Source organism: Streptomyces sp. NPDC059477 (genome assembly GCF_042749375.1).
Lineage (GTDB): Bacteria > Actinomycetota > Actinomycetes > Streptomycetales > Streptomycetaceae > Streptomyces.
Window position 1 is genome coordinate 20156 of record NZ_JBHYUG010000013.1, and the last position, 24224, is coordinate 44379.

Below are 24224 nucleotides of genomic sequence, written 5' to 3' on the forward strand. Positions count from 1 at the left end.
AAGGAGCACCCACCCCATGTCCGTACTGACCGCCGCACCGGGCGCCGCTCCCACCGGGGAGGAACCGCCCGATACCGGTGAGCGGCATCGCCTCACCGCCGTCACGGGACTTGCCGCGTTGTCGCTGGACGCCATGGCGTCGGTGGCGTACGGGCCCGAGGCGATCGTGCTGGTGCTGGCCGCCGCCGGGGCGCGCGGCCTCGGATTCACGCTGCCGGTGACGCTGGCCATCGCCGGACTGCTGGCGGTGCTGGTCGCCTCGTACCGGCAGGTGATCGCCGCCTTCCCGGACGGCGGGGGCTCGTACGCCGTCGCCAAGCGGCATCTGGGGGCGCGGACCAGTCTGGTCGCCGCCGGGTCGCTCGTCCTGGACTATGTGCTGAATGTGGCCGTCGCCGTGACCGCCGGGGTGGCCGCCCTGACCTCCGCCTTCCCCTCCCTCTACGCCGACCGGCTGTGGCTGTGCCTGGCCGTGCTGGTGCTGATCACCGGGGTGAATCTGCGCGGGATCGTGGACTCGGCGCGGGCGTTCATCGTGCCGACGGTGGTGTTCGTCGGGTCGATCCTCGTGCTGATCGGGGTCGGGCTGTTCCGCTCGGCGCCGGTGAGCACCGAGGCGGCGGCCGGGCATGCCTCCGTACTGTCGGACAACGCCACCACGGTCGGCGCGCTGCTCCTGCTGAAAGCATTCGCCTCCGGCTGTTCCGCGCTGACCGGGGTCGAGGCCATCGCCAACGCCGTGCCGTCCTTCAAGGTGCCGCGCGCCAAGCGGGCGCAGCACGCGGAGATCGCCCTCGGCGCGGTGCTGGGCGTCATGCTGATCGGGCTGTCGGTGCTGATCTCGCGGTTCGGCCTTCAGCCGGTCGAGGGCGTCACCGTCCTCGCCCAGCTCGCGGACGCCTCGCTCGGCCACAACTGGGCCTTCTACGTCGTCCAGTTCGCGACGATGATCCTGCTGGCGCTCTCCGCCAACACCTCCTTCGGCGGGCTGCCCGTGCTGCTGAAGCTGCTGGCCCGCGACAACTATCTGCCGCATGTCTTCGCCCTCAAGGCCGACCGGCAGGTGCACCGGCACGGGGTGCTCGCCCTCGCGCTGGTCTCCGCCTGCCTGCTGGTGTTCTCCGGCGGTGACACCAACACCCTCGTGCCGCTGTTCGCCATCGGGGTCTTCGTCGGCTTCACCATCGCGCAGGTCGGCATGGTCCGGCACTGGCGCCTGGAGCGCGGCCCCGGCCGGCACGGCAAGGCGCTGCTCAACGGGTTCGGCGGTGCGCTGACCGGCCTCGCGGCCGTGGTCGTCACCGCGACCAAGTTCGACGAGGGCGCCTGGCTCGTCGTGATCGCGCTGCCGCTGCTGGTGCTGGCCTTCGAGACCGTGCACCGGGCGTACACCCGGATCGGTGAGCGGCTGGGCCTCGGACGGATCCCAGAGGCGCCGCACCGGGACCGTTCGATCGTCGTCGTGCCGGTGTCCACGCTGTCCCGGCTGACCTGCGAGGCGCTCACCGCGGCCCGTTCGCTCGGCGACGAGGTCCGCGCGGTCACCGTCTGCTACCCGGACGCGGAGGACCGGGCCCAGCGGTACGCCCTGGAGCGCGCCTGGGCCGACTGGGACCCCGGCGTGCCCCTGGTCCGGCTGAGCAGCGAGCGGCGCGCGCTGGGCCGCCCGATCGCCGGGTACGTCCGTGAGCTGGCCGCGTCGGCGCCCGGTACCCGGGTGACCGTGCTGATCGCGGAGACCGAGCCGGAGCGCCTGTGGCAGCGGCTGCTCCAGAACCAGCGGGGCGCGGTCGTCGCCCACGCGGTGCGGCGGGACACCGACGCGGTGATCTGCCGGTTGCGGTTCCGGCTGACCTGACGCCCGGTTGACTACCGTGAGCGTCATGTGCCGTTCTGTGCTGTTATATACCGATCTGCGGCGGCGGACTCCCTGAAAGTCCGCCGTCGATCGAGCCGCCGTAAGAGTCCCGTCAAAGCGGTGCGGGGCACCGTATGGGACCCGTCAACGGCGGTCGGAACCGGCCAAAGGGGCGGTTTCCTCGAACCGTCCATGGACCCTCCATGAACGGTCGAACTGTCCTCGTTCCACTCGAACCTCGACTCCAGGAGTTCACGATGGCCGATGTGGCCTTCGTCGTCGCCACGATCGCGCTCTTCGCGCTGGTGGCTCTCGTCGCCAAGGGGGTGACCAAGCTGTGACCGCCGAGAACATCGTCGGCCTCATCGTGGCCGTCGCCCTGCTGGGCTATCTCGTCCTCGCCCTGATCTTCCCGGAGAGGTTCTAGCCGCACATGGGTCCCGTACTCGCCGGCGTCCTCCAACTGGTGGCGCTCATCGGCGCGCTCGCCGTGGTCTACATCCCGCTCGGCAACTACATCGCCAAGGTCTACTCCTCCGACCGGCATCTGCGTGTCGAGAAGTGGATCTACAAGGGCATCGGCGCCAACCCCGACGCCGAGATGCGCTGGCCCGCGTACCTGCGTGGCGTCCTCGCCTTCTCCGCCGCCGGTGTCCTCTTCCTCTATCTGCTCCAGCGGCTCCAGGGCGTGCTGCCCGGCTCGCTCGGCTTCGCCTCCATCGACCCGGACCAGGCGTTCAACACCGCCGTGTCCTTCGTGACCAACACCAACTGGCAGTCGTACTACGGCGAACAGGCCATGGGCCCGGTCGTGCAGACCGGTGGCCTCGCGGTGCAGAACTTCGTCTCCGCCGCCGTCGGCATGGCCGTCGCCGTGGCCCTGGTGCGCGGCTTCGCCCGCTCGCGCACCGGTGATCTGGGCAACTTCTGGGCCGACCTGGTGCGTGGCACCGTACGCATCCTGGTGCCGCTGGCGTTCATCGGCGCGGTCGTGCTGGTGGCCTGCGGTGCCATCCAGAACTTCTCCGGGATCCATGAGGTCGGCCAGTTCATGGGCGGCTCGCAGGAGTGGAACGGTGGCGCGGTCGCCTCGCAGGAGGCCATCAAGGAGCTGGGCACCAACGGAGGCGGCTACTTCAACGCCAACAGCGCCCACCCGTTCGAGAACCCGACGCCGTTCACCAACCTGTTCGAGATCTTCCTGATACTGGTCATCCCGTTCGCCATGACCCGCGCCTTCGGCGTGATGGTCGGCTCGGTCAAGCAGGGTTACGCGATCCTCGCCACCATGGCCACCATCTGGCTCGGCTTCGTCGCCCTGATGATGTGGACCGAGTTCCACCACAGCGGCACGGCCTTCGAGATCGCGGGCGGCGCCTACGAGGGCAAGGAGGTCCGGTTCGGCGTCGGTGGCTCGGCGATCTTCGGCGTGTCCACCACCCTCACCTCCACCGGCGCGGTGGACGGCTTCCTGTCCTCCTTCACCGGCCTCGGCGGCGGCATCGCCCTGCTCGGCATGATGCTCGGCGAGATCGCGCCCGGCGGTGTCGGCTCCGGCCTCTACGGCATGCTGATCATGGCGATCATCGCGGTGTTCATCGCCGGTCTGATGGTCGGCCGCACCCCCGAGTACCTGGGCAAGAAGATCGGCACCCGCGAGATCAAGTTCGCCGCCTGCTACATCCTGATCACCCCGGCCCTGGTGCTCGTCCTCACCGCCTTCGCGATGGCCCTGCCCACCCCGGGCAACTCGATGACCAACAGCGGCGCGCACGGCTTCTCCGAGATCCTGTACGCCTATACCTCCGCCGCCAACAACAACGGCTCGGCCTTCGCCGGACTGAACGCGGACACCCAGTGGTTCAACAGCACCCTCGGTGTGGCCATGCTGCTCGGCAGATTCCTGCCGATGGTGTTCGTCCTGGCCCTGGCCGGCTCGCTCGCCGAGCAGAAACCGGTCCCGGAGACCGCCGGCACCCTGCGCACCGACAAACCGATGTACTCCGGGCTGCTGGTCGGCACGATCATCATCATCACCGGGCTGACCTACTTCCCGGCGCTCGCCCTGGGCCCGCTGGCCGAGGGGCTGTCCGGATGAACGCCCCCATACACCGGCCGCGGCGACCGGAGCCGTCAGAGCCGTCAGAGCCGTCTGCGAAGTCGGAGCCGTCGGCTAAGTCAGAACCGTCGGCGAAGTCGGAGCCGTCGGCGAAATCAGAACCGTCAGCGAAGTCGGCGCGGCCGGCGACAGCAGCGAGATCCGCGCAGTCAGGAACGCACCTCGAACAAGGGGCCCCGATGTCCACCACCACCCCGACCCGGGCGCCGCACAGCGATGTGCCCACCGGGCGCAAGTCCGCCGAGGGCCGTGTCGGCGCGGGCCTCTTCGACCCCAGGCAACTGCTCAAGTCGCTGCCGGACGCGCTGCGCAAGCTCGACCCGCGGGTGATGGTCAAGTCGCCCGTGATGTTCGTGGTGTGGGTCGGCTCGCTGCTGACCACGGTCTTCTCCTTCACCGACCCCGGCGACTGGTTCGGCTGGACCATCAGCGCCTGGCTCTGGCTGACCGTCATCTTCGCCAACCTGGCGGAGGCCGTCGCCGAGGGCCGCGGCAAGGCGCAGGCCGACACCCTGCGCAAGGCCAAGACCGACACCGTCGCCCGGCGGCTGACCGCCGACCGCGAGGAGCAGGTGCCCGGCACCGACCTCAGGATCGGTGACCATGTGGTGTGCGAGGCCGGGGACATCATCCCCGGCGACGGCGATGTCATCGAGGGCGTCGCCTCGGTCGACGAGTCCGCCATCACCGGCGAGTCGGCGCCGGTCATCCGGGAGTCCGGCGGCGACCGCAGCGCGGTCACCGGCGGCACCAAGGTGCTCTCCGACCGGATCGTCATCAAGATCACCACCAAGCCCGGTGAGACCTTCATCGACCGGATGATCAGCCTGGTCGAGGGCGCCGCCCGGCAGAAGACACCCAACGAGATCGCGCTGAACATCCTGCTCGCCTCGCTGACCATCGTCTTCCTGCTGGCCGTCGCCACCCTCCCGCCGCTCGCGGACTACGCGGGCACCGACCTGTCCATGGTCGTACTGGTCGCCCTGCTGGTCTGTCTCATCCCGACCACCATCGGCGCCCTGCTCTCCGCGATCGGCATCGCCGGTATGGACCGGCTGGTGCAGCGCAATGTGCTCGCCATGTCGGGCCGTGCGGTCGAGGCCGCCGGTGATGTCTCCACGCTGCTGCTGGACAAGACCGGCACCATCACCCTCGGCAACCGCCAGGCCGCCGAGTTCGTCCCCGTCCCCGGCACCACCTCCGCCGAACTCGCCGACGCCGCCCAGCTCTCCTCGCTGGCCGACGAGACGCCCGAGGGCCGCTCGATCGTCGTCCTCGCCAAGGAGAAGTACGGGCTGCGCGAACGCCACCAGGGCGAGCTGACCCAGGCCGAGTGGATCGCCTTCACCGCCCAGACCCGGATGTCCGGCGTCGACGTGGACGACCGCAAGGTCCGCAAGGGCGCGACCGGTTCCGTCCTCGCCTGGGTGCGCGAGCGCGGCGGCGAGACCGCCGAGGAGGCCGACCGGATCGCGGGTGAGATCTCCGGAGCGGGCGGCACCCCGCTGCTCGTCGCCCTTCAGGACGGCGACGGCGCCCGGGTCCTGGGGGTCATCCATCTCAAGGACGTGGTCAAGGAGGGCATGCGCGAGCGGTTCCAGGAACTGCGCCACATGGGCATCAAGACCATCATGATCACCGGCGACAACCCGCTCACCGCGAAGGCCATCGCCCAGGAGGCAGGTGTCGACGACTTCCTCGCCGAGGCCACCCCCGAGGACAAGATGGCCCTCATCAAGCGGGAGCAGGCGGGCGGCAAGCTGGTCGCGATGACCGGCGACGGCACCAACGACGCCCCGGCCCTCGCCCAGGCCGACGTCGGCGTCGCCATGAACACCGGTACGTCGGCCGCCAAAGAGGCCGGCAACATGGTCGACCTCGACTCCAACCCGACCAAGCTCATCGAGATCGTGGAGATCGGCAAGCAGCTGCTCATCACCCGCGGCGCGCTCACCACGTTCTCCATCGCCAACGACGTCGCGAAGTACTTCGCGATCATCCCGGCGCTGTTCGCGGCCGTCTATCCGGGCCTGGACAAGCTCAACATCATGCAGTTGTCCTCGCCGGACTCCGCGATCCTGTCGGCCGTCATCTTCAACGCGCTGATCATCATCGCCCTGGTGCCGCTGTCCCTGCGGGGCGTGCAGTACCGGCCGGTCAGCGCCGACAGGATGCTCCGGCGCAACCTCGGGATCTACGGGCTCGGCGGGCTGATCGCGCCCTTCATCGGCATCAAGATCATCGACCTGCTCCTCTCCCTCATCCCCGGGCTGTGACCCCTTGAAGGCGTGCTGATCACCATGAACACCTCCGTATCGAACACCGTCCGGCTGCTCGGGGCGGGCCTGCGCGCCCTCCTCGTCCTGACGCTGGTGACCGGCGTCATCTATCCGCTGGTCGTCACCGGCATCGCCCAGGGCCTGTTCAGCGACAAGGCCAACGGCTCCGAGGTCACGGCGGACGGAAAGGTCGTCGGCTCCTCCCTCATCGGGCAGGCGTACAACCTGCCGCTGGCGGAGGGCCAGGAGACCCCGGCGCCGGACCTGATGTGGTTCCAGGGCCGCCCGCAGAACGGCCTGGGCACCAACTCCGTCAACACCCAGTACCACCTCATTCTCTCCGGCGCCACCAATCGCTCCGGCGACAACCCCGAGCTGATCCAGTGGGTGGAGGACGCCAAGGCCGCCGTCATCAAGGACAACTCCGTCCCCGGCTACACCGTCAAGCCCTCCGAGGTGCCCGCCGACGCGGTGACCTCCTCCGGCTCCGGTCTGGACCCGGACATCTCCCCGCAGTACGCGGACATCCAGGTCCACCGGGTCGCCGAGCGCAACGGCCTGCCCGTGGCGGAGGTGCAGCGACTCGTCGACGAGCACACGCAGGGCCGCACACTCGGCTTCATCGGCGAGCCGCGCGTCAATGTCCTCGAACTCAACATCGCGCTCAAGGAACTGGTGGCGGGGGGCTGAGCCCGGCTCCGGCATGGCGGCGTCCAACGCCCGGCACGGGAGCCGGCGGCCCGGGAACCCCCCGGGACCCGCCGGCTCCCGCGGCCGTGCGCACAGTGCCACGGACCTCCGCGGAACACGGACCACGCGCTGCCTTCCGTAGGACACCGACAGCCATAGGACCGACAACCGTAGGACCGACAGCCGTAGGACCGACAGCCGTAAGACCGACAGTTGCAAGACACCGACAACCGCACTCCCTTCCGTACGACACGAAAGGCGCACGCCCATGACTCGCGTGCTGGTGGTGGAGGACGACCCACAGCTCGTCCGGGCCCTCGTGATCAATATGCAGGCGCGGCAGTACGGCGTGGACGCCGCCGCCGACGGAGTCACCGCGCTGCGGCTGGCGGCGGCCCGGCAGCCGGACGTCGTGATGCTGGACCTGGGGCTGCCCGACATGGACGGCGTCGAGGTGATCCGGGCACTGCGCGGCTGGAGCCGGGTGCCGATCCTGGTGCTGTCGGCGCGGCAGGCGTCCGACGAGAAGGTGGCCGCCCTGGACGCCGGGGCGGACGACTACGTCACCAAGCCGTTCAGCATGGACGAGCTGATGGCCCGGCTGCGGGCCGCCGTCCGCCGTACCGAGGAGCCCTCGCAGGTCCCCGGGGCCACCGTGGTCACCACCCCGGACTTCACCATCGACCTGGTCGCCAAGCGGGCGGTCCGGGACGGCCAGGACATCCGGCTCACCCCGACCGAGTGGCATCTGCTGGAGATCCTGGTGACCCACCCCGGCCGGCTGGTCAGCCAGAAGTACCTCCTCCAGGAGGTGTGGGGCATGTCCCGGCGCAACAAGAGCAATTACCTGCGGGTCTACATGGCCCAGCTGCGGCGCAAACTGGAGACCGACCCCTCCCATCCTCGTTATCTCGTCACCGAACCCGGCATGGGTTACCGCTTCGAAGGATGAACATGGCACGCGGCAAGCTGCGGATCTATCTCGGCGCCGCTCCGGGCGTCGGCAAGACGTACGCGATGCTGTCGGAGGCTCATCGGCGCATCGAGCGGGGCACGGACTGTGTGGTCGCGTTCGTGGAACATCACAACCGGCCCCGTACGGAGGTGATGCTGCACGGCCTGGAGGAGATCCCGCGCCGTGACCTGGAGTACCGGGGCAGCACTTTCACGGAGATGGACGTGGACGCCGTGCTGGCCCGCCGTCCCAAGGTCGCCCTCGTCGACGAACTGCCCCACACCAACATCCCGGGTTCCCGCAACGCCAAGCGCTGGCAGGACGTGGAGGAGCTGCTGGCGGCGGGGATCGATGTCGTCTCGACGGCCAACATCCAGCATCTGGAGTCGCTGGGTGATGTGGTGGAGTCGATCACGGGGGTGCGGCAGCAGGAGACGGTGCCGGACGAGGTGGTGCGGCGGGCGGATCAGATAGAGCTGGTCGACATGTCGCCGGAGGCGCTTCGACGTCGTATGGCGCACGGGAACATCTACAAGTCGGACAAGGTCGACGCGGCGCTGTCGAACTACTTCCGGCCGGGGAACCTGACGGCGCTGCGTGAGCTGGCGCTGCTGTGGGTGGCGGACCGGGTCGACGAGTATCTGACCGAGTACCGCAGTGAGCACCGGGTGTCGAAGATCTGGGGTTCGCGGGAGCGGATCGTGGTCGGGCTGACCGGCGGTCCGGAGGGGCGGACGCTGATCCGGCGGGCCGCGCGGCTGGCCGAGAAGGGCGCGGGCGGCGAGGTACTCGCCGTCTACATCTCGCGCAGCGACGGCCTCCGCTCGGGGTCCCCCAAGGAACTCGCCGTCCAGCGCACCCTCGTCGAGAACCTCGGCGGCACCTTCCACCACGTCGTCGGCGACGATGTCCCGGCCGCCCTGCTCGACTTCGCGCGGGGCGTCAACGCCACCCAGATCGTGCTCGGCGTCTCCCGCCGCAAGACCTGGCAGTACGCCTTCGGACCCGGCGTCGGCGCCACCGTGGCCCGCGAGTCCGGACCCGACCTCGACGTCCACCTGATCACCCACGACGAGGCCGGAAAAGGACGCGGGCTGCCCGTCGCCAGGGGCGCCCGGCTCGGGCGGGGCCGGATCATCTGGGGCTGGGGCGTCGGGGTGCTCGGCCCGGTGCTGCTGACCGCGCTGCTGGACGGGTTCGCCCCCGATGTCGGCCTCGCCAACGACATGCTGCTGTTCCTCACCTTCACGGTCGCGGCGGCACTGCTCGGCGGGCTGGTGCCGGCACTGGCGTCGGCCGTGGTGGGCTCGCTGCTGCTGAACTGGTACTTCACCCCGCCCGTGCACACCCTGACCATCGCCGACCCGAAGAACATCGTCGCCATCGCGATCTTCATCGGTGTCGCCGTGTCGGTCGCCTCGGTCGTGGACCTCGCCGCCCGCCGCACCCACCAGGCCGCCCGGCTGCGTGCCGAGTCGGAGATACTCTCCTTCCTCGCCGGGGACGTGCTGCGCGGGGAGACCAGCCTGGAGGCGCTGCTGGAGCGGGTCCGTGAGACCTTCGGGATGGAATCCGTGGCCCTGCTGGAGCGGGAGAGCGAGGTCGCGCCCTGGACCCGCGCGGGCAGTGTCGGCCCGCACCCGTGCCGGTGCCCCGAGGACGCCGACGTGGACGTGCCGGTCGGCGACACCATGACCCTCGCGCTGACCGGCCGGGTGCTGCCCGCCTCCGACCGCCGGGTGCTCGCCGCGTTCGCCGCCCAGTCCGCCGTCGTGCTCGACCGGCGGCGGCTGCGCGAGGAGGCCGACCAGGCCCGCACGCTGGCCGAGGGCAACCGCATCCGGACGGCGCTGCTGGCCGCCGTCAGCCATGATCTGCGGACCCCGCTCGCCGGGATCAAGGCGGCCGTGTCGTCGCTGCGCTCGGACGACGTGGCCTGGTCGGAGGAGGACCAGGCGGAGTTGCTTGAGGCCATCGAGGAGGGCGCCGACCGCCTCGACCTGCTGGTGGGCAATCTGCTCGACATGTCCCGGCTCCAGACCGGCACGGTCACCCCGATCGTGCGGGAGATCGACCTGGACGAGGTGGTGCCGATGGCGCTCGGCGGGGTGCCCGAGGACAGTGTGGAGCTGGACATCCCCGAGACGCTGCCGATGGTCGTGGTCGACAAGGGGCTCCTGGAACGGGTGGTCGCCAACGTGGTCGAGAACGCGGTGAAGTACAGCACCGGCGAGCCCGTGACGGTCTCGGCGAGCGCGCTGGGCGAGCGGGTGGAGGTCCGGATCGTGGACCGGGGGCCCGGCGTCCCGGACGACGCCAAGGAACGGATCTTCGAGCCGTTCCAGCGCTACGGGGACGCTCCGCGCGGTGCCGGGGTCGGCCTCGGACTCGCCGTGGCCCGCGGCTTCGCCGAGGCGATGAGCGGCACGCTGACGGCGGAGGACACGCCCGGGGGCGGCCTGACGATGGTCCTGAGCCTGAAGCGGGCGCCGGGGAGACGGCCGGGGGAACCGGGGGAGCGAGAAGAACCGGGGGAGCCGGAGGCGCGGGCCGCGGTGCTGTCGTAGCGGCGTCCGGAGCGGTGGTGCCGGAGTCCGGGTGGTCGTGGCGAAGTCCGGCGGAGTCCGGGAGGCCGTCGCGAAGTCCGGCCGGGTCCGGGAGCCGATGCCGTAGCGAGGTCCGGCCAGTGTGCCGCGCCCGGTGTGCGGTGTCTGCTGTGCCGTGCCTGATGTGCGGTGTCTGCTGTGCCGCGCCCGGCGTACCGTGCCTGGTGGCCGCGACTGGTGTGCGGTGCCCGGTGGCCGCGCCCGGTGCGCGGTGGTCGTGCCGTTACGAGGATCGCCGCCGGTCGGGGTTCAGGCCGCGGCTCGGGTCCGGCGGCGCCCCCTCGGTGAACCGCCCCGCGTCCAGCCGCAGCCGCCAGGTGTTGCGGCGGTGCACGGCCGCCAGTTCCGCCTCCAAGGGCGAGGGCGGTACCGCGAGGACCGGGCAGCCCGCGTGGGTCAGGCAGTAGCGGCTGACCGAGCGGGAGAAGGCGCGGTGCCAGGGGCTGCGCCGGCCGGCGCCGACGACCAGCACGTCGTCCTCGCGGTCGGCGGCGTGGACCAGGGCGACGCCGGGGACGCCACGGGCGATCGTCGCGTGCAGGGGGGCGCCGGGTCCGCGGTCGCCGAACGCGTCGGCGAGGATGTCCAGCAGGCGCCGGCCGGCCAGTCGCCGCCACTCGTCGAGCAGGACACAGGGGGCGGGGTTGCGGCCCGCGCCCAGTTCACCGCCGGGCGGTGCCCAGGCCAGCAGCGGCCACAGTTCCGCGTCCCGGCGGCGGGCCTCGTCGGCCGCTCGGTACAGGGCGGTGAGACTGCCGAGGGAGCCGCTGACCCCCACCACGACCCGCGGGGCACCCGGGGCGCCCATGGCACCCGCCGCGCTCGGACCGGACATCGCACCACCGTTCGTACGACACGGCGGTGGGTCCCGTGCCCACGGCCGGGCCCTGCGCAGGGCCGATCCCATCTCACCTCCGCGGCGGCCCGCGATGAAGCCCGCGAGCGGCTTCTTGGCGTGGCCCTAGCGGCTTTTGGCGGACTTCTAGCGGCTCTCGGCGCGTCCCGGACGGCCGGGGACGGGGCACCGCTGACGGCATGGGGGCAGCGCGGTCCGCACGGTCGGCTACGTGGGGTGACGGTCCCCGGACACGCGTCGGGGCCGGTTCGCGGTTGGTCCGCGGTCCGGCCCCTGTGGTCCCCGGGCGGAGGTGTCCGGCCGCCCGATCCGGCTCAGGCCGCCGTCACCACCAGGGGGCGGTGCGGGGCGATGATCTGGCCGTCCGGCAGAAGCTCACCGGTGTCCTCGAAGAGCAGCACTCCGTTGCACAGCAGGCTCCAGCCCTGCTCCGGGTGGTGCGCCATGAGGCGTGCGGAGTCCCGGTCGGCGGAGTCGGCCGAGGGGCACGGTGGTGTGTGCTGGCACATGGGTGGGATCTTTCGCTCTGTCGTGAGATGAGTAGTGGTCGGCGTGTCTGTCCCGCGGCTCGAAGCGTCGTTCATGGCCGCCCCCCGTTGTGATAGTCGGTCGGAAACCAGTGTTGCCCCACGGGCGTCGATCCGCAGGTATTTCGCAGCACCGCTTCTCACAGGTTCAGGACGCATCACCCGGCCGGACGGTTCAGTTCAACAGCATTGCCCTTTCGGGTGGTTCAGGCTGGCCGGAAGGGGCTAGTCCGGCCGCCTCTCCGGGAGGAAAAGGCTCGAATGAGCGATCATTCGCACGTACGAGCCCATAACGTGCCGTACCCCGCGGCCGGGTTGCGGCGGCGGGGTACGAAAGGGCGCTGCGGCTCTTGAATTTCCGGTCCGGCGGGCGGGCCGGGATTTCCGGTCCGGCGGGCGGGCCGGTGTTTCCGGTCCTGCGGACGGGCCGGTGTTTCCGGTCCTGCGGACGGGCCGGTGTTTCCGGTCGGGCGGACGGGCCGGTGCTTGCGGTCGGCGGACCGGCCGGTGTTCCGGTCAGACGGAGGGGCCCTGCGCTCCGGTCAGGCGGGTGAGCCCAGCAGGGGGATCGGGGTGGCGCGGTGGGTCAGGACCGGGAGCAACTCGGCGACCCGGTGCGGACGGTGCGCCGCGATGCCGGGCGGGGCGGGGGCCAGCGGGACCAGCAGATCGGCGGCTGCGGGATGGCCTTCCGCCGCGTCGGCGGCGGGGTCGCCGTGCAGCCACAGGGTGAGCATGTACAGGCTGGGCACGGACAGCAGGCGGGGCTGGTACGGGCCCGGGAGGGCCTCGGCCTGGCGCAGCGCGAGTTCGGTGGAGGCGATGTAGGGACCCTCGAAGAAGTGCGAGAAGGTCCAGCCGTCGGCGGTCAGCCGGGTCTCGGCGGCGGCCACGGCACGGCCCCCGCTGTGGATCAGGAAGCGCCAGCCGGCCAGCCGGGTGGTGCAGACCCCTTCGGCCGTCACCGGGTCCAGGACATGGACGGGCAGCGGGAGTTCGGCGGTGACGGATCCCTCGGCGGTGCGCAGGGCGGGCGTACGGGCCTCGCGGACCGCGGTGGGGGAACCGAGGGCCGCCAGGACGGTGCGCAGAGCGGGTGCGGGAGCCGGCGGGACATGCAGCGGCATGGTGGGTCGCCTCTCATTCGACAGGCAGGGTGGCGTGAGGGCGGGGGCGGACGACGCTGTCTGCTCACGAGGCACGGAAGGCGGGGGCCGGGGCGACCGGGGGAGGGCGAACGGGTGGGACCCCGTGCGTGGGAAAGTGACGGCGTGATCCCGGGGACCGCCGATGCCAGCCTTCTGCCTTGTCGCGGAGCTTATACGCCAGATGTTCGGACGGGGTTTCGTCTAGACGTTTCCGGGCACCGGAACAAGGGCGGTTTCAGCCATCGTTTCAGGGTGAAACATCCCAGTTTCCCCGTGGCGGTACGGCGCTGACCTCGGGATGTGTTCGTACGGTGGTGGGCCGAATGTCGTCGGCGTTTTTCACGAGTTCGAGGAGGCCGGGAACCGCATATGCCGCTTGCCCGGGGAATGTGCCTCCGGACAGACGCGGCCGACCGGACCAGAGTAGCGGGCGCGGGGCCCGCCGCGCGGCGTTATGGATCGTCCGGGCTGGGCATCATCCACCCTGACATCCACCCGGACCCAGGACGCCGGAGGCGGTGGGTCGGGACCGCCCATTCGAGGAGGGACACTTCGATGGGGGAGAAGGTCGTGGCAGGCGGGATCGACCTGTCCGATCGGCAGAGCTACCGGGACAAGCTCCGACGCTGCCTGACCGGCTTGGAGCGGCTTCTCGCGGAGCGGCGGTTCGATCGGCCCAAGAACCTGATGGGGCTGGAGATCGAATTGAATCTGGTCGGTGCCGACGGACTGCCTAGAATGCTGAACGGGCAAGTTCTGGAACGGATCGCGAGCCATGATTTCCAAACAGAACTCGCCATGTTCAATCTGGAAGTCAACATTGCCCCCCACCGGTTGAGCGGCCGGGTATTCGACCGGCTCGCCGAGGAAGTCCGTACGTCCCTGGCGTACGCCCATCGCAAAGCCGTCGAGGTCGACGCCGGAATCGTGATGATCGGCATTCTGCCGACCCTGGACCGGGACCATCTGGTCTCCTCCAATCTCTCCGAGGTCGACCGCTACACCCTGCTGAACGATCAGATCGTGGCCGCCCGCGGCGAGGACTTCACCCTCGACATCGACGGCGTCGAGCACCTGGTGTGCACCTCCCGGTCCATCGCGCCCGAGGCCGCCTGCACCTCCGTACAACTGCACCTCCAGGTCACCCCGGCACGGTTCGCCGATGTGTGGAACGCGGCGCAGGTCGCCTCCGCCGCGCAGATCGCTGTCGGCGCCAACTCGCCGTTCCTGTTCGGCCGTGAGCTGTGGCGTGAGTCCCGGCCGCCGCTGTTCCAGCAGTCCACCGACACCCGGCCGCCCGAACTCCAGGCTCAGGGCGTACGGCCGCGCACCTGGTTCGGCGAACGCTGGATCACCTCGGCGTACGACCTGTTCGAGGAGAACCTCCGCTACTTCCCGGCCCTGCTGCCCATCTGCGACGACGAGGACCCGCTGGCGGTACTGGACGCGGACGGCACCCCCGCGCTCTCCGAACTCGTCCTGCACAACGGCACGGTCTACCGGTGGAACCGGCCGGTGTACGGGGTCGCCGACGGCGTCCCGCACCTGCGCGTCGAGAACCGCGTCCTGCCCGCCGGGCCCACCGTCACCGACGTCCTCGCCAACGCCGCCTTCTACTACGGGCTGGTCCGCGCCCTCGCCGAGGAGTCCCGGCCGGTGTGGACCCGGCTGCCCTTCGCGGCGGCGGCCGAGAACTTCGACGCCGCCTGCCGTCATGGCATCGAGGCCCGCTTCCGCTGGCCGCGGCGCGGCCGGTACGGCGGGACGGCCGAGGTCGAGGCGACGACTCTGGTCCGGGACGAACTGCTGCCGCTCGCCGCCGCCGGGCTGGACGCCTGGGGCATCGAGCCCGCCGACCGGGACTTCTACCTCGGCGTCATCGAGGAGCGCTGCCGGCGCCGGGTCAACGGGGCGTCCTGGCAGGTCGCGACCTTCCACCGGGCCCTGGAGAGCGGCCTGTCCCGTGACGCGGCCCTGGCCGCGACCACCCGCCGCTACTGCGAGCTGACCCGCCCCGGCGACCCGGTCCACACCTGGCCGGTGGGCCTACCGGAGGCGGTGTCGCTGCGCTGACCGGGCCCGAACGGAGCGGTTGGGCTGACATTGACGCCGGTGGCGGTGGCGGTGGCGGTGGCGCTGCGCTGACCGGGCCGGGGCTGTCGGGCCGGCCTGCCGGAGTCCCGGCCGGTGTGGGAGCCGCTGTCGGGTGCTGTGCCGGTGGGCTGGCGTGGCCGTAGCGGTTGGGCTGATCGCCGGAGCGCGGGCCGGTGCCGCTGGGCCGGCCGGGCCGGAACGGTTGGGCTGACGGCCGGAGCCCCAGTGGGTGCCGGTGCCCGTGTTGCTGAGCTGGCCAGCCCGGAGCCGTTGGGTTGACCTGCCAGAGTCGGTGCCGGTGCCGGAGCCCGTGTCGCCGGGCTGGCCGCGCCGAAGCTGTCGGGTGACCTGCCGGAGTCCGGGTCGAGGCGGTGTCGCTGGGCTGGCTGGGCCGGAACGGTTGGGCTGACGGCCGGAGCCCGAGTGGGTGCCGGTGCCCGTGTTGCTGGGCTCATCAGCCCGGAGCCGTCGGCCTGACCTGCCCCAGCCGGAGCCCCAGTCGGAGCCGGAGCCGGAGCGGTGTTCGCGTCCCCGTGGTCGGGTGCTCGCTCGTGTCCGGGGACCGTGCCGACCCTGGGGCCGTCGTTCCCAGCTTCATGGGGCAAGCTGTGATCTCTCACGGCTCTACCCACTGGAGGCACGCGTGCAGGCGGAGGACAGCCCGGCGGTGACGGACCAGCCGCGTGAGCGGCTCTCGCGGCGGACCCTGCGCGACGAGACGCTGCTCGTCCTCGCCCTGTCGCTGGGCGCGAGCGGGGTGTCCGCGCTGATCAGCTTCATCGGGTCGGCCACCCGGCCCGGCGGGCTGAGCGACCAGGCGGCCACGCTCAATGCCTCGGCGGCGCCCGGCCGTCCCTGGCTGGACCTCGCCTGGCAGCTGTTCGGCATCACCACCGCGCTGGTGCCGGTCGCGCTCGTCGCCCATCTGCTGCTGCGCGAGGGCGCCAACCTGCGCACGATCGGCTTCGACCGCACCCGCCCCTGGCCCGACCTGGGCCGTGGAGCGCTGATCGCGGCGGGCATCGGCAGCACCGGTATCGCCTTCTACCTCGCCGCCCGCGGCCTCGGCTTCAACCTCACGGTGGTGCCGGAGGCGCTGCCGGACGTGTGGTGGAAGTACCCGGTGCTGATCCTGTCCGCCGCGCAGAACTCCATCCTCGAAGAGGTCATCGTCGTCGGCTATCTGCTGCGCCGCCTCGATCAGCTGGGCTGGTCCGCGGGCGCCTCGCTCGCGGCGAGTTCCGTACTGCGCGGCTCGTACCACCTCTACCAGGGCATCGGCGGGTTCATCGGCAACATGGTGATGGGCGTCGTCTTCGTCTATCTCTACCGCCGCTGGGGCCGGGTCGGCCCGCTCGTCGTGGCCCACACCCTGCTCGACATCGGCGCCTTCGTCGGGTACGCGCTGCTGGCGGGGAAGGTGGACTGGCTGCCCACGGCATGACCGGGCCGGAAGGGCAGGGCGTCAGGCCGTCAGCAACTCGCCCTCGATGACCGTCACCGCGTGGCCGGTGAGCAGCGTACGGTCGCCGCGCAGCCCCGTACGCACCCGGCCGGGCCGGTGGGACGCCTGGAGGCCGGTGAGATCGGGGCTGCCCAGGCGCTCGGACCAGTACGGGGCGAGGGCCGTGTGGGCGCTGCCGGTGACCGGGTCCTCGTCGATGCCGACGTTGGGGAAGAAGCCGCGCGAGACATAGTCGTAGCCACGGGACGGATCCTCGGCGCGGGCGGTGGCGATGATGCCCCGGGCCGAGTACCCGCCGAGCGCCCTGTGGTCCGGTGCGAGGGCGCGGACCGTCCGCTCGTCGGCGAGTTCGACGAGCAGGTCACCGACGTCCGGGCCGGTGTCGAAGGCCGTCAGCGGGCGCGCGCCCAGGGCCCCGGCGACACCCTCCGGCAGCGCGACGGGGGTGAGCGGCGCGGTCGGGAAGTCCAGCGTGACCGACCCGTCCGCGTGCGGCCGGGCCGCCAGGACTCCGCTGCGCGTCGCGAAGCGTACGGGGCCCTCATGGGCGCCGGTGCGGTGCAGGACGTGCGCGGTGGCGAGCGTGGCGTGCCCGCACAGCGCGACCTCGGTGACCGGCGTGAACCACCGCAGCGCCCAGTCCGCGTCCCCGCCCCCGGGAAGCCGGTGCGCGAACGCCGTCTCCGCGTGATTCACCTCCCTCGCCACGTCCTGCAACCAGCCGTCCTCCGGAAACGCGTCCAGCAACAGCACACCGGCCGGGTTGCCGGAGAAGGGACGGTCGGTGAAGGCGTCGACGATTCGAATCCGCATGGCGTCGAAGGTAGGGGGCGGCGGGAGGAGCGGGCCAAGGCCAATCGGGGGGATCTGGACCGATCGGGGGCACCCACGCCAGGGATACGGGGCTCCCGTGGCATGGCGTGGCCCGGGATTGGCGTGCCCGGCATGGCGTACGGCGAAGGCCGCCCGGCGTGTCGCTGCCGGACGGCCTTCACCGTGCTGATCACCACCGCCTCTTCGGCGGCTCAGTCCGTGCCGAGTTCCATCGCCGCGCGGTCCAGGAGTTCGTCCTCCTCGGAGACCTCGCCCCGGGAGGCGATGGCCTCGGCGCCGCCTTCCGGCATGGCGCCGATGAGACCGGTCGCGGCGGCCTGGGCGGCGCCGATGGCGGGGTGCGCGGTGCCGATCAGCCCCAGGCCGGCGTACTGCTCCAGCTTGGCGCGGGAGTCGGCGATGTCCAGGTTGCGCATGGTGAGCTGGCCGATCCGGTCCGAGGGGCCGAACGCCGAGTCCTCGGTGCGCTCCATCGACAGCTTGTCCGGGTGGTAGCTGAACGCCGGGCCGGTGGTGTCGAGGATCGAGTAGTCCTCGCCGCGCCGCAGCCGGAGCGTCACCTCGCCGGTGACGGCCGCGCCAACCCAGCGCTGGAGGGACTCACGGATCATCAGCGCCTGCGGGTCCAGCCAGCGGCCCTCGTACATCAGCCGGCCCAGGCGGCGGCCCTCGTTGTGGTACTGGGCGAGGGTGTCCTCGTTGTGGATGGCGTTCACCAGGCGCTCGTAGGCCGCGTGCAGCAGGGCCAGGCCCGGGGCCTCGTAGATGCCACGGCTCTTGGCCTCGATGATGCGGTTCTCGATCTGGTCGGACATGCCGAGGCCATGCCGGCCGCCGATCGCGTTGGCCTCCATCACCAGGTCGACGGGGGAGGCGAACTCCTTGCCGTTGAGGGTGACCGGGCGGCCCTGGTCGAAGCCGATCGTCACGTCCTCGGCGGCGATCTCCACCGACGGGTCCCAGAACTTCACGCCCATGATCGGCTCGACGGTCTCGACGCCGGTGTCCAGGTGCTCCAGGGTCTTCGCCTCGTGCGTGGCGCCCCAGATGTTGGCGTCCGTGGAGTACGCCTTCTCCGTGCTGTCCCGGTACGGCAACTCGTGCGCGACCAGCCACTCGGACATCTCCTTGCGACCGCCCAGCTCGGTCACGAAGTCGGCGTCCAGCCACGGCTTGTAGATCCGCAGCTTGGGGTTGGCCAGCAGCCCGTAGCGGTAGAACCGCTCGATGTCGTTGCCCTTGAACGTCGAGCCGTCGCCCCAGATCTGGACGTTGTCCTCCAGCATCGCCCGGACCAGCAGCGTGCCCGTCACGGCCCGGCCGAGCGGCGTCGTGTTGAAGTACGCCCGCCCGCCCGAACGGATGTGGAACGCGCCGCAGGTGAGCGCCGCCAGGCCCTCCTCGACCAGCGCCGCGCGGCAGTCGACCAGCCGGGCGACCTCGGCGCCGTAGGTCTTGGCGCGCGTGGGCACCGACGCGATGTCGGGCTCGTCGTACTGGCCGATGTCGGCGGTGTAGGTGCACGGGACGGCACCCTTGTCGCGCATCCACGCGACCGCGACGGAGGTGTCGAGGCCGCCGGAGAAGGCGATGCCGACGCGCTCGCCGGTGGGCAGGGAGGTGAGGACCTTGGACATAGGAAGAGTATGCATGATGCCGCATGGTCATGCAAAGCCTCCTTGGGGGTCGTCTTTCGAAGCCGGTTCGGAAGCCGTCTTCGAAACCCAGTGCCCAAGGGGCTCAGAGGCGATTCGCCGTTGCCGTTGCCGTTGCCGTCGCCGCGATGGCCGGGAGGATCGCCAGCGCGAGGATGCCGCCGGTCAGCGCCAGGACCGGGTAGCCGGCGGCGGCGACCACCAGGCCGGAGGCGAGGCCGCCCGCGGTGCCGGCGATGGCGATGGACACGTCCACCAGCCCCTGGGTCCTCGCGCGGGTCGCGAGCGGAACGGCGTCGGTGATGATCGCCGTACCGGAGACCAGGCCGAAGTTCCAGCCGAGGCCCAGCAGGATCAGGGCGAGGGAGAGCAGGACGACGGAGTCACCGGGCGCGGCGGCGGCGAGGACCCCCGCGGCCAGCAGGACGGCGCCGGACGCGCCCGCGATCGAGGTCCCGCCGTGCCGGTCGACCAGCCGGCCCGTCAGCGGCGAGGGCAGATACATCGCACCGATGTGCAGCGCGATGACCATACCCGAGGCGGCGGTGCCATGGCCGTGGTCGTGCATGTGGACCGGCGTCATCGTCATGACCGCGACCATCACCAGCTGGGTGAGGATCATGACGAGGGCGCCGAGGACCACGCCGGGACGCCGTTCGCGCGCGTCCTCGCCGGATCCGGCGCTGTCGGCGGTGCCGCTCCCCTTCTCCTCGGCCGCGGCGAGGGTACGGGCGGTGAGCAGCGGGTCGGGGCGCAGCCAGCCGGTGAGGACCAGCGCGGCCAGCGCGTACGCGGTACCGGACAGCAGGAACGGACCGGCCAGCCCGGGGACGCCGAACCGCTCGGCGAGATCGGCGGTCGGCGCGGCGAGGTTGGGTCCGGCGACCCCGCCGAGGGTGGTGGCCACCAGTACCCGGGACACGGCACGCGCCCGGTGGCCGGGCTCGGCCAGATCGGCACCGGCGTACCGCGCCTGGAGGTTGGTGGCGCTTCCGGCGCCGTACACGAACAGCGAGAGGAACAGCAGGACGGGGTTGTCGAGGACGGCGGCGGTGATGACGCCCGCGCTGCCGAGCGCGCCGGTGAGATAGCCCGCGGCCAGTCCGGGGCGGCGGCCCCGGGCCTGCGAGATCCGGCCGACGATCACCGCGGCGAGCGCCGAACCGGCGGTGAACAGCGCACTGGGCAGCCCCGCGAGGCCGGTGCCGCCCAGCATGTCCTGCGCGAGCAGCGCGCCGACGGTGACCCCGGCGGCGAGTCCGGCGCCGCTGAGGATCTGGGAGGCGACGAGCGCGCGCAGGATCCGGCGCTGGGCCCGCGCGGCGTCGGGCATGAGAGGCGCCGGAGGTGTCGGAGGTACAGGAGGAGTGGGCGGTGTCGGAGGTGCAGGAGGAGTGGGCGGTGTGGGAGGTGTCGGAGGTGTCGGGGGTATGGGAGGTGTGGCGGCGGTGGACCCGGTCATGCCGGGTCCCCGGCGGCGACGGGGCGTTCGGCGAGCCGCCACTCCAGCATGCCGTCATGGAGGCGGACGGCCCGGCGTCCGCGCTCGGTGAGCAGCCGTACGGCGTCGTGGGCGAGGACGCAGTACGCGCCCCGGCAGTAGACGACGATCTCCGTTTCCTGCGGCAGCTCGTCGATCCGGTCGGTCAGTTCGGCGACCGGCAGGGAGCGGGCGCCAGGGATGTGCCCGGCCCGGTACTCCTCGGCGGGCCGCACGTCCAGCAGGACCACCTCCCCGGCCGCCACCCGGGCGCCCAGCTCCTCATGGGTGACCTCGGCCGGGTCGTACGCGCCGAGGTAGGCGTCCCGGGCGGCCGGTACGGCGGCCTGGTGGGCCTCGGCGACCTTGCGCAGCAGCGCGAGCAACCGGGCCACGTCCTCGCCCGCGAGCCGGTAGTGGATGCGGACGCCCTCGCGGCGGGTGACGACGAGACCGGCCTGCTTGAGGGTCTGGAGATGGGCCGAGGCGGTGGTGAGGTGCAGCCCGGCCGCCTTCGCCAGGGCGTCGACGGTCCGTTCGCCCTGGGCGAGGAGATCGAGCAGCTCCAGGCGCTTTCCGCTGGCCAGCGCCTTTCCGCTGGCCGCGAAGGCGTCGTACAGCCGGGCCTTGGTATCGGGGTCCCTGCCGCCGGGGTCCCTGCCGCCGGGGTGCGGGTCGCCGGGGTTCGGTTCTCTGGGGTTCGGGTCTTCCGTCGTGCTGGTCGGCATGGTTGCCTCCGCCGTCGTCGCCTCTTGGGCGCCAGTGCCGTTATTCCAGTAATCCATGGAATAGCGTAGGCCGTCGACGGAGGCGGGGAGCCCGGCCGGGTCCGTCAGGAGACCGCCGGGGCCGGTGGCGTCCAGCGGTGATGGCGGGGGACCGCGCTGGAGACGCCGTAGTCCTTCTTCAGCTGCTCGGGGATGGCGTAGTGCATGACCCGGCCCCGGGTCAGGGAGGACAGTTCGAAGACCGTGGTCAGCTGGCCGAGCCGGTCCAGCGCCCAGGCGCCGAACGGAGAGCGGTCCTCGATGCTCTCCAGCACGCCCAGGAGATGCGGTACGGACTTGACGACCGTGTCCCACGGGGTGTGTGGGACGTCGAGCCAGTCCGCGCAGGTGTCGCCGACGAGATAGCGGATCAGGGCGGAGACGATCGGGTCGAAGAAGGTGCCGGGGACTACCTCCTCGTACAGATCGATGAGCTGGCGGGTCAGGTGGGCGCCCTCCGCCGACGGACCCATGTGGCGGATCATGTAGAGGTCGAGGAACCGCCGGGCCTCGTCCAGGTTCTTCGGGACCGCTTCCTGGTCGACGCCGAGCATCGCGCCGACGACCCGCCAGGCGTAGTAGTACGCCTCCGCGCCCTCCTGCGACATATGGATGCCCAGGCGGTGCAGGCTGTCCAGCACCAGCATCGAGAAGAACATCTGGCCGCCGATCATGTCCTCCTGGCAGATCGGCGTGCCGAGCGTCCCGGCGTCCCAGAGGTCCTCGCGGTTGAGGTGATGGCGGATGGACGCGTGCAGCAGCCGTACCTTCTGCGCCGCCGGGATGAAACGGCTGCCCGCCTCGAAGGCGCCCGGCTGCATCAGATAGACGGTGAACTGGCCGGTCTCCGCCATCCGTTTGGCGGGGTACTTCAGCCCGTGGCTGGCCGACAGCAGCTTCGCCACGTGCGGGACGACGTAACAGGCGGGCATGGAGGCGAAGGACAACGCGGTGGTGATGTGCACGTTGTTGTCGATGAAGAACAGCCGGGCCTTCTCCATCTCGGCCCAGTCCACCCAGGCCGGGGGTGCGCTCGTGGCCGCCAGATACTCCCGGGCCACGTCCGGCAGCCCGTCCGGGAGCGGTGCGCCGGCCGTGGAGACGTACCGCATCAGGGTGTTGAACTTGCCCACCTCCCCGCGATCGAAGAGGGCGGCGACGGTGGCGTCGGCGAGTTCGTCACCGGCCAGGCGCAGGGTGTCCATCGAGGCGTCGGTGTGGGGCATGGGGGTCCTGCCTTTCGGATGTTCCTTGCCCTCCGAGAGCCGGGGGAGAGCTGAGGCGGCGGGAGGTGGGGGAGGTGTGGCGGTGAGAGAGGTGTGGCGGTGTGGGAGGTGGGGCGGTCAGTACGCGCGGTCCGCCGCCGAGCGGGCCAGCCAGGTCAGCGCCCCGGCGGCGGGTGCGGGCAGGTCCAGGCCGTGCAGGGCGTCCAGCGCCTCCTCGACCCGGACGCCGATCATGTCCTCGATCAGGTCGGGCGCCTTGAGGCGGCGCATCAGCGCGCGGACGCTGTCGACGGCGTCCGCGTCCAGGGCGCGGCGGCCCAGCAGGGCGGTGAGCTGTTCACGGTCGGCCACGTCGGCGAGCCGCCAGGTCTCCGCGAGCAGCGCGGTGGGGCGGTGGGCGGAGAGGTCGTCGGCGTTGGCCTTGCCGGTGCGTTCCGGGTCGCCGAACAACCCGAGCAGATCGTCGCGGAGCTGGAACGCCTCGCCCAGCGGCAGCCCGTACGCCGAGTAGCCCTCGCGCAGCCGCTCACCCGCTCCCGCCAGGGCGCCGCCGATCAGCAGCGGCTGCTCGACGGTGTACTTGGCGGTCTTGTACCGGATGACCTTCAGTGACGCCTCGGTGTCCGGACCGGTCCCGGTGCGCAGGATCTCCAGGCACTCGCCCGCGATCAGCTCCCGGGCCAGCACCGGCCACAGGGGACGGGCCCGTGCCAGATAGGCGGCGGGCAGCCCGCTGCTCGCGAACAACTGCCCGGCCAGCGCCGTCAGCAGATCGCCCACCAGCATCGCCAGTGACCGCGCCGAGGCGGCGGCGCGCGGACGGCGCCGCAGCGCGCCGCGCAGGGCGAGGTGCGCGGTGGGGCGCCCGCGGCGCAACCGGCTGTCGTCGATCAGGTCGTCGTGCACCACCGCCGCGGCATGCACCAGCTCCATGGACGCAGCCGCCCGCACCAGCGCGTCGCTGTCCGGCTGGCCCGCCGCCCGCCAGCCCCAGTAGCAGAACGCGGCGCGCAGCCGTTTGCCGTCCGCCACCGCGGCCTCGACCTGCGCGGCCACCGGCGCCAGCAGCGGATCGATCTCCGCGAACCGGTCGGCCTCCTCGGCCACGAAGACGCGCAGCACCTCGTCCACCCGGGCCCGGAAGGCGGCGGGGTGCCAGTGCTCAGACATCGCGGACGGGGTGGTGGGTGGTGGCGTTCCGGGTGCTCCTGGCGTTTCTGGCGAGGATCTCCAGGTGTGCCGGGGGCACGGCCGTGTACCGGTCCAGCGCCAGCCGCCCCCGCGCCATCAGGTCCTGCTCGGCCTGCTCCGCCAGTTCCGCGCCGTCCGAGCGACGCAGCAGGCCCCGTACGGTGCCCAGCGCCGTCCCCACTGTGCTCACCGCCAGGTCCGCCAGCCCGGCCGCCAGGAGCAGCGCCTGTTCGTCCAGGCCCGCCCGCCGCTGCCCCGCGTTCCGTTCCGTGCCGTCTGCCGTGCCGTCCGTCATGCGGTCTGTCATGCCATCTGTCATGTCTGTCCCCACCTGCATGCCTCTGGGCGGCGCCGGTCGTGCGCCGCCCTTCCTGAGGATCCCGGCGGTGTCCGGGCCCGAGCGGAGGAAATCACCAACGAGTGATCGACTCGCTCGACCGTACGGATGGGCGGCAGGGTTGCCGTAAGACTCAT

Annotated in this window: 20 protein-coding genes; 10 read left to right on the forward strand and 10 right to left on the reverse strand. The window is 71.5% G+C overall.

Annotation, left to right across the window (positions count from 1 at the left end):
- Positions 1 to 16 precede the first annotated feature (16 nt).
- The 8 genes from ACFXAZ_RS09385 to ACFXAZ_RS09420 all read left to right on the forward strand — a co-directional run bounded on the left by ACFXAZ_RS09385 (position 17) and on the right by ACFXAZ_RS09420 (position 10468).
- A complete protein-coding gene (locus tag ACFXAZ_RS09385; protein ID WP_384587004.1) occupies positions 17 to 1858 on the forward strand; it encodes an APC family permease in 1842 nt (613 codons plus the stop codon).
- Between the two features lie 203 nt (positions 1859 to 2061).
- Positions 2062 to 2199 (forward strand): hypothetical protein, encoded by a 138-nt coding sequence (locus ACFXAZ_RS09390; RefSeq protein ID WP_384587006.1) that lies wholly within the window; start codon positions 2062 to 2064, stop codon positions 2197 to 2199.
- Complete coding sequence (kdpF, locus tag ACFXAZ_RS09395; protein ID WP_037659531.1) at positions 2196 to 2285, forward strand: K(+)-transporting ATPase subunit F; 90 nt, start codon at positions 2196 to 2198, stop codon at positions 2283 to 2285. Before ACFXAZ_RS09390 ends, kdpF begins: the two co-directional genes overlap by 4 nt.
- A 6-nt stretch (positions 2286 to 2291) precedes the next feature.
- Positions 2292 to 3956: a potassium-transporting ATPase subunit KdpA gene (gene kdpA, locus ACFXAZ_RS09400; protein WP_384587008.1), complete on the forward strand. Its 1665-nt coding sequence runs from the start codon at positions 2292 to 2294 to the stop codon at positions 3954 to 3956.
- 200 nt (positions 3957 to 4156) lie between these two features.
- Positions 4157 to 6253, forward strand: coding sequence for a potassium-transporting ATPase subunit KdpB (gene kdpB, locus ACFXAZ_RS09405; protein WP_384587010.1), 2097 nt, complete (start codon positions 4157 to 4159; stop codon positions 6251 to 6253).
- A gap of 24 nt (positions 6254 to 6277) precedes the next feature.
- Complete coding sequence (locus ACFXAZ_RS09410) at positions 6278 to 6946, forward strand: potassium-transporting ATPase subunit C (protein ID WP_384587012.1); 669 nt, start codon at positions 6278 to 6280, stop codon at positions 6944 to 6946.
- A 268-nt stretch (positions 6947 to 7214) separates the two neighbouring features.
- Complete coding sequence (locus ACFXAZ_RS09415) at positions 7215 to 7898, forward strand: response regulator (protein WP_384587014.1); 684 nt, start codon at positions 7215 to 7217, stop codon at positions 7896 to 7898.
- A 2-nt stretch (positions 7899 to 7900) separates the two neighbouring features.
- The gene (locus ACFXAZ_RS09420) at positions 7901 to 10468 is read left to right on the forward strand and encodes a DUF4118 domain-containing protein (protein ID WP_384587016.1); all 2568 of its coding nucleotides are present in this window, start codon (positions 7901 to 7903) and stop codon (positions 10466 to 10468) included.
- Positions 10469 to 10730: 262 nt separating this feature from the next.
- Here the strand turns inward: ACFXAZ_RS09420 and ACFXAZ_RS09425 are convergent, their stop codons facing one another.
- From ACFXAZ_RS09425 to ACFXAZ_RS09435, 3 genes are all read right to left on the reverse strand, one after another.
- Positions 10731 to 11342 carry a universal stress protein gene (locus ACFXAZ_RS09425; protein ID WP_384587018.1) on the reverse strand — a complete coding sequence of 204 codons (612 nt, stop codon included), beginning with the start codon at positions 11340 to 11342 and terminating at the stop codon, positions 10731 to 10733.
- Between the two features lie 335 nt (positions 11343 to 11677).
- Complete coding sequence (locus ACFXAZ_RS09430) at positions 11678 to 11872, reverse strand: DUF5999 family protein (protein ID WP_384587020.1); 195 nt, start codon at positions 11870 to 11872, stop codon at positions 11678 to 11680.
- A gap of 560 nt (positions 11873 to 12432) precedes the next feature.
- Positions 12433 to 13017, reverse strand: a complete 585-nt coding sequence (locus ACFXAZ_RS09435; protein WP_384587022.1) for a hypothetical protein — start codon at positions 13015 to 13017, stop codon at positions 12433 to 12435.
- 576 nt (positions 13018 to 13593) lie between these two features.
- Between ACFXAZ_RS09435 and ACFXAZ_RS09440 the strand changes: the two genes are divergently transcribed.
- On the forward strand, positions 13594 to 15111 hold the full coding sequence (locus tag ACFXAZ_RS09440) for a glutamate--cysteine ligase (RefSeq protein ID WP_384587024.1): 1518 nt from the start codon (positions 13594 to 13596) through the stop codon (positions 15109 to 15111).
- Positions 15112 to 15775: 664 nt separating this feature from the next.
- Positions 15776 to 16576 carry a CPBP family intramembrane glutamic endopeptidase gene (locus ACFXAZ_RS09445; RefSeq protein ID WP_384587026.1) on the forward strand — a complete coding sequence of 267 codons (801 nt, stop codon included), beginning with the start codon at positions 15776 to 15778 and terminating at the stop codon, positions 16574 to 16576.
- A 21-nt stretch (positions 16577 to 16597) separates the two neighbouring features.
- On the opposite strand, the gene ACFXAZ_RS09450 is transcribed toward ACFXAZ_RS09445, so the two are convergent.
- The 7 genes from ACFXAZ_RS09450 to ACFXAZ_RS09480 form a co-directional block, all read right to left on the reverse strand.
- Positions 16598 to 17410, reverse strand: coding sequence for a PhzF family phenazine biosynthesis protein (locus ACFXAZ_RS09450; RefSeq protein WP_384587027.1), 813 nt, complete (start codon positions 17408 to 17410; stop codon positions 16598 to 16600).
- A gap of 212 nt (positions 17411 to 17622) precedes the next feature.
- Entirely contained in the window at positions 17623 to 19068 is a 1446-nt protein-coding gene (gene argG / locus ACFXAZ_RS09455) for an argininosuccinate synthase (RefSeq protein ID WP_384587200.1), read from the reverse strand.
- 103 nt (positions 19069 to 19171) lie between these two features.
- Entirely contained in the window at positions 19172 to 20419 is a 1248-nt protein-coding gene (locus ACFXAZ_RS09460) for an MFS transporter (protein WP_384587029.1), read from the reverse strand.
- 125 nt (positions 20420 to 20544) lie between these two features.
- On the reverse strand, positions 20545 to 21294 hold the full coding sequence (locus ACFXAZ_RS09465) for an ArsR/SmtB family transcription factor (protein WP_384587031.1): 750 nt from the start codon (positions 21292 to 21294) through the stop codon (positions 20545 to 20547).
- Between the two features lie 104 nt (positions 21295 to 21398).
- Positions 21399 to 22559: an oxygenase MpaB family protein gene (locus ACFXAZ_RS09470; RefSeq protein WP_384587033.1), complete on the reverse strand. Its 1161-nt coding sequence runs from the start codon at positions 22557 to 22559 to the stop codon at positions 21399 to 21401.
- Between the two features lie 117 nt (positions 22560 to 22676).
- Entirely contained in the window at positions 22677 to 23729 is a 1053-nt protein-coding gene (locus ACFXAZ_RS09475) for a polyprenyl synthetase family protein (protein WP_384587035.1), read from the reverse strand.
- Positions 23722 to 24057: a polyprenyl synthetase gene (locus tag ACFXAZ_RS09480; protein WP_384587037.1), complete on the reverse strand. Its 336-nt coding sequence runs from the start codon at positions 24055 to 24057 to the stop codon at positions 23722 to 23724. Before ACFXAZ_RS09480 ends, ACFXAZ_RS09475 begins: the two co-directional genes overlap by 8 nt.
- Between the last annotated feature and the right edge of the window lie 167 nt (positions 24058 to 24224).

What these genes read in the sequence shown, in the direction of transcription:
- ACFXAZ_RS09410 (WP_384587012.1), top strand. Translation starts at nt 6,278, where the DNA reads ATGAACACCTCCGTATCGAACACCGTCCGGCTGCTCGGGGCGGGCCTG.
- ACFXAZ_RS09470 (WP_384587033.1), bottom strand. Translation starts at nt 22,559, where the DNA reads ATGCCCCACACCGACGCCTCGATGGACACCCTGCGCCTGGCCGGTGAC.
- ACFXAZ_RS09475 (WP_384587035.1), bottom strand. Translation starts at nt 23,729, where the DNA reads ATGTCTGAGCACTGGCACCCCGCCGCCTTCCGGGCCCGGGTGGACGAG.
- ACFXAZ_RS09430 (WP_384587020.1), bottom strand. Translation starts at nt 11,872, where the DNA reads ATGTGCCAGCACACACCACCGTGCCCCTCGGCCGACTCCGCCGACCGG.
- ACFXAZ_RS09420 (WP_384587016.1), top strand. Translation starts at nt 7,901, where the DNA reads ATGGCACGCGGCAAGCTGCGGATCTATCTCGGCGCCGCTCCGGGCGTC.
- ACFXAZ_RS09480 (WP_384587037.1), bottom strand. Translation starts at nt 24,057, where the DNA reads ATGACAGACCGCATGACGGACGGCACGGCAGACGGCACGGAACGGAAC.
- ACFXAZ_RS09385 (WP_384587004.1), top strand. Translation starts at nt 17, where the DNA reads ATGTCCGTACTGACCGCCGCACCGGGCGCCGCTCCCACCGGGGAGGAA.
- ACFXAZ_RS09390 (WP_384587006.1), top strand. Translation starts at nt 2,062, where the DNA reads ATGAACGGTCGAACTGTCCTCGTTCCACTCGAACCTCGACTCCAGGAG.
- ACFXAZ_RS09415 (WP_384587014.1), top strand. Translation starts at nt 7,215, where the DNA reads ATGACTCGCGTGCTGGTGGTGGAGGACGACCCACAGCTCGTCCGGGCC.
- ACFXAZ_RS09450 (WP_384587027.1), bottom strand. Translation starts at nt 17,410, where the DNA reads ATGCGGATTCGAATCGTCGACGCCTTCACCGACCGTCCCTTCTCCGGC.
- ACFXAZ_RS09465 (WP_384587031.1), bottom strand. Translation starts at nt 21,294, where the DNA reads ATGCCGACCAGCACGACGGAAGACCCGAACCCCAGAGAACCGAACCCC.
- ACFXAZ_RS09440 (WP_384587024.1), top strand. Translation starts at nt 13,594, where the DNA reads ATGGGGGAGAAGGTCGTGGCAGGCGGGATCGACCTGTCCGATCGGCAG.
- ACFXAZ_RS09460 (WP_384587029.1), bottom strand. Translation starts at nt 20,419, where the DNA reads ATGCCCGACGCCGCGCGGGCCCAGCGCCGGATCCTGCGCGCGCTCGTC.
- ACFXAZ_RS09425 (WP_384587018.1), bottom strand. Translation starts at nt 11,342, where the DNA reads ATGTCCGGTCCGAGCGCGGCGGGTGCCATGGGCGCCCCGGGTGCCCCG.
- ACFXAZ_RS09435 (WP_384587022.1), bottom strand. Translation starts at nt 13,017, where the DNA reads ATGCCGCTGCATGTCCCGCCGGCTCCCGCACCCGCTCTGCGCACCGTC.
- kdpA (WP_384587008.1), top strand. Translation starts at nt 2,292, where the DNA reads ATGGGTCCCGTACTCGCCGGCGTCCTCCAACTGGTGGCGCTCATCGGC.
- argG (WP_384587200.1), bottom strand. Translation starts at nt 19,068, where the DNA reads ATGTCCAAGGTCCTCACCTCCCTGCCCACCGGCGAGCGCGTCGGCATC.
- kdpB (WP_384587010.1), top strand. Translation starts at nt 4,157, where the DNA reads ATGTCCACCACCACCCCGACCCGGGCGCCGCACAGCGATGTGCCCACC.